The sequence below is a fragment of the Protofrankia sp. Cas4 genome (assembly GCF_963555915.1).
Classification (GTDB): Bacteria; Actinomycetota; Actinomycetes; order Frankiales; family Frankiaceae; genus Protofrankia.
Genome location: NZ_CAUVXL010000230.1, coordinates 1 through 4,108, shown reverse-complemented (window position 1 = coordinate 4,108; position 4,108 = coordinate 1). Strand labels below are relative to the sequence as shown.

The 4,108-nt window shown below is 68.6% G+C and carries 3 protein-coding genes; all 3 read left to right on the top strand.

Translation table 11 applies throughout. The annotated features are described in order from the left end of the window. Positions 1 to 1,340 (top strand): penicillin-binding transpeptidase domain-containing protein (locus U9979_RS20600; RefSeq protein WP_322780666.1); only part of this gene is annotated, 1,340 nt, incomplete at its 5' end. Positions 1,341 to 1,793: 453 nt separating this feature from the next. Beyond that, positions 1,794 to 3,620: an acetolactate synthase large subunit gene (locus tag U9979_RS20595; RefSeq protein WP_322780665.1), complete on the top strand. Its 1,827-nt coding sequence runs from the start codon at positions 1,794 to 1,796 to the stop codon at positions 3,618 to 3,620. A gap of 25 nt (positions 3,621 to 3,645) precedes the next feature. Further along, positions 3,646 to 4,108 (top strand): acetolactate synthase small subunit (ilvN, locus tag U9979_RS20590; protein WP_322780664.1); only part of this gene is annotated, 463 nt, incomplete at its 3' end.

The window sequence follows — 4,108 nt, the reverse complement described above, 5'->3', positions numbered from 1 at the left end:
AGCTGAACGTGACCGGGGCCCGATTCGTTGCCGGAGCCCTGACGCGCCGCGACTCGAATGCCACGGTCGGCTACTCTGCGTCGCTCACCCTTGCAGGCTTTGGCGAGCCGTTCGCCTACGACGGTGTGCTCCGTCTCGTGCAGCAGGGCAAGGCGTGGAAGGTGCAGGCGCGTCCCGACTCGGTCAACCCGGCCCTGGCGCCCGGTCTACGGCTGGACCGCACCTCCTCCACGGGCAAGCGGGGACAGCTGCTCGACGCCAACGGGCAGCCGCTCGGTGCTGACGCGGAGCTTGCCGGCAACCTGATCGGTCAGGTCGCCCCGTCGTCCGGGCTGCAGCGCGTCTATGACGCCGACCTCGCAGCGCAGGGCGGCAGGGTAGTCGTCCGCAACGATCGGAACGAGACTGTCAGCACGCTTCGGACATACCCGGTTACCGATGGCAAGGATGTGCAGACCACGCTCGACCTGAACGTGCAGCGGGCCGGCGAGGCGGCGATGGCGACCGCCGCCAAGCCCAATGGGGCGCTGGTCGCGGTCGACACCCGGACGGGCGGGGTCCTGGCACTGGTCAACCATCCGCTGAACGGATACAGCCGGGCAGTGATCGGCAGATATCCGCCGGGTTCCACCTTCAAGATTGTCACCGCGACCGCGGCGTTGATCGCAGGCAAGGACGCGAACACGTCGCTGGACTGTACACAGACGGTGGCCATCGGCGGGCGTACGTTCCAGAACGCCGAGTCCGAGCAGTTCGGTCCGATCCCGCTGCGGGCGGCGTTCGCGCGTAGCTGCAACACCGCGTTCATCCGCCTGGAACAGTCACTGCCGGACTCCGCGCTGGAGCAGGCCGCGAAGCTGTACGGCTTCGACGGCAGCCAGCCGCTGCCGATCGCAAGCGTCGGCGGCTCCTTCCCGACGCCCAAGGATGCGGTCGAGTCGGCGTCCGCGGCGATCGGGCAGGGCAAGGTGTCCGCGAGCCCGCTGCAGATGGCGAGCGTCGCGGCGGCCGTCGCCAGTGGGACCTGGCGCCAGCCGTTCGTGGCCGGCACCGCGCCCAGGAGCAATGCGTTGCCGCCGGCGGTGGTCGCGCCGCTGCAGGATTTCATGCGCGCGGTGGTCACCGAGGGCACCGCGAACGGGGTGGCCTTCCCCGGCGAGGTGCACGGCAAGACCGGCACGGCCGAGTACAAGGACGGCAACCCGCCGCCGACGCACGGATGGTTCGTGGGCTACCGCGGCACCGTGGCCTTCGCGGTCGTCGTCGAAGACGGCGGCTTCGGAGCGCAGTCGGCGGCGCCGGTCGCGGCCCGTTTCCTCGCGGGCCTCGCCGCCCCCTGACGCCGCCCCCTGACGCCGCCGCCCGACGCCGCAGCCCCGTCGGCCGGTCACAGCGTGCCCGCTGACCGGTCAGCGGGTCAGCGGGGCCCGCAGGTGCCCCGGTCAGCCGTGACCAGGGCGATCTTTCTAGGTTTGTGCGATCAATTAGGCCGTCTCCGGCGTACAAACCTCGAAAGATCGTCGGTGGTCGGTGGTCGGTGGTCGGTGGTCGGTGGTCGGTGGTCGGTGGCCGGTGGCCGGTGGCCGGCCGGTGGCCGGGGGAGACGGGTGAGCGCGATGGTCGTCCGGGCTGCGGTGTTTCGTCGCGGTTGCGACGGGGACCTTGACGGCGGCGCGGATGTCGGGGAAGGTAAGCGCATGGTCCCCGGCATCCTCGTACGTGTAGAGCGCGCGTAGGCGAAGCAAGACTCCGCGCGCCGCCCCTCAGTGCCTCCTGGCACGGGGGGTTTTTTTATGCCCGGCGCTACCAACCTGTCACCACCGCGGAACGTCAAGGAAGACGATCAGATGAGCAGAGAGATCACCGGAGCGCAGTCGCTCGTGCTTTCCCTCGAGGCGGTCGGGGCCGACGTGGTCTTCGGCATCCCCGGCGGCGCGATCCTGCCGGCCTACGACCCGCTGTATGACGCCGAACGCCTCCGCCACATCCTGGTCCGCCACGAGCAGGGCGCCGGGCACGCCGCAGAGGGTTACGCCCAGGCGACCGGACGGGTCGGCGTGTGCATCGCGACGTCCGGGCCGGGCGCGACGAATCTGGTCACGCCGATCGCGGACGCCTACATGGACTCGGTACCCATGGTGGCGATCACCGGCCAGGTGCCGAGCGCGGCGATCGGGACGGACGCCTTCCAGGAAGCCGACATCTGCGGCATCACGCTGCCGATCACGAAGCACAACTTCCTCGTCCACTGCGCCGACGACATCCCCCGCACGATCGCCGAGGCTTTCCACCTCGCCGCGACCGGACGTCCCGGGCCGGTCCTGGTCGACCTGCCCAAGGACATCCTGCAGTCGACCACGGCGGTACTGCCGGGCGACATCTGGCCACCCACGCTGGAGCTGCCCGGCTACCGACCGGTCACCCGGCCGCATGCCAAGCAGGTCCGGGAGGCGGCGAAGCTCATCAGCGCCGCCCGCCGCCCAGTCCTGTACGTCGGCGGTGGCGTGCTCAAGGCGCGGGCCGCCGTCGAGCTGCGCACGCTCGCCGAGCTCACCGGCATCCCGGTGGTGACGACGCTGATGGCGCGCGGCGCGTTCCCCGACTCCCATCCCCAGCATCTGGGCATGCCGGGCATGCACGGGTCGGTCGCCGCGGTCACAGCGCTACAGAAGTCTGACCTACTGATCACCCTGGGTGCCCGTTTTGATGACCGGGTGACCGGGAAACTCGCCTCCTTCGCGCCGAAGGCCGCGGTCATCCATGCAGATATCGATCCGGCCGAAATCGGAAAGAACCGGGTCGCGGACGTGCCGATCGTCGGCGACTGCCGGGAAGTGATCATCGATCTCATCGCCGCGTTGCAGGCGGAGACGAGGCCGGACCTCACCGGTTGGTGGCGCCAGCTCGACGGCTGGCGCCGGACCTACCCGTTGGGTTATGACCGACCGGCGGACGGCTCGATCGCTCCCCAGTACGCCATCGAACGGATCGGGAAGATCGCCGGTCCGGAGGCGCTGTATGTCGCCGGGGTCGGCCAGCATCAGATGTGGGCGGCGCAGTTCATCTCCTACGAGCACCCGTACACCTGGCTGAACTCCGGTGGCCTGGGCACCATGGGCTACGCCGTGCCCGCGGCGATGGGCGCCAAGGTCGGTCGGCCGGACGCCATCGTGTGGGCGATCGACGGCGACGGCTGCTTCCAGATGACAAACCAGGAGTTGGCGACCTGCGCGCTGGAAGGCATCCCGATCAAGGTTGCGATCATCAACAACGGAGCGCTGGGAATGGTCCGCCAATGGCAGACCCTCTTCTACGACAAGCGTTACTCCAACACTGAACTGGGCACGCATCCCGACGCTTCCAACCGACGCTCGCGCCGGGTGCCGGACTTCGTGCGCCTGGCCGAGGCGCTCGGTTGCGTGGGCATGCGGTGTGAGTCGCCGGACGAGGTCGACGCCACGATCGAGAAGGCCATGGCCATCGACGACGCGCCGGTCGTGGTTGATTTCATCGTCCACCAGGATGCGATGGTGTGGCCGATGGTCGCCGCCGGCGCGAGCAATGACGAGATCAGGGTCGCTCGCGACATCGCCCCCGCCTTCGACTACGAAGAGCTCTGAGGATCTGAGGAGAGGTCTGGTCAAGGTGACCACGCATACACTGTCGGTGCTGGTGGAGAACAAGCCCGGCGTCCTCGCCCGCGTTGCGGGGCTGTTCTCCCGGCGCGGTTTCAACATCGAGTCACTCGCGGTCGGACCGACCGAGCACGATGACGTCTCCCGCATGACGATTGTCGTGGCCGTCGACGAGCTGCCGCTCGAACAGGTCACCAAGCAGCTCAACAAGTTGGTCAACGTCATCAAGATCGTTGAAATGGACCCGGCGGCGTCGGTGCGGCGGGAGCTGGTTCTGATCAAGGTGCGGGCCGACATGTCGGTCCGTTCCCAGGTCCTGGAAACCGTCACGCTGTTCCGTGCGAAGGTGGTCGACGTCGCGCCCGACGCGGTAACGGTGGAGGCCACCGGTACCCGTGACAAGCTCGACGCTCTCATCCGGATGCTCGAACCGTTCGGTATCAGGGAGCTGGTCCAGTCCGGCATGGTCGCCC

What these genes read in the sequence shown, in the direction of transcription:
- U9979_RS20595 (WP_322780665.1), top strand. Translation starts at nt 1,794, where the DNA reads ATGCCCGGCGCTACCAACCTGTCACCACCGCGGAACGTCAAGGAAGAC.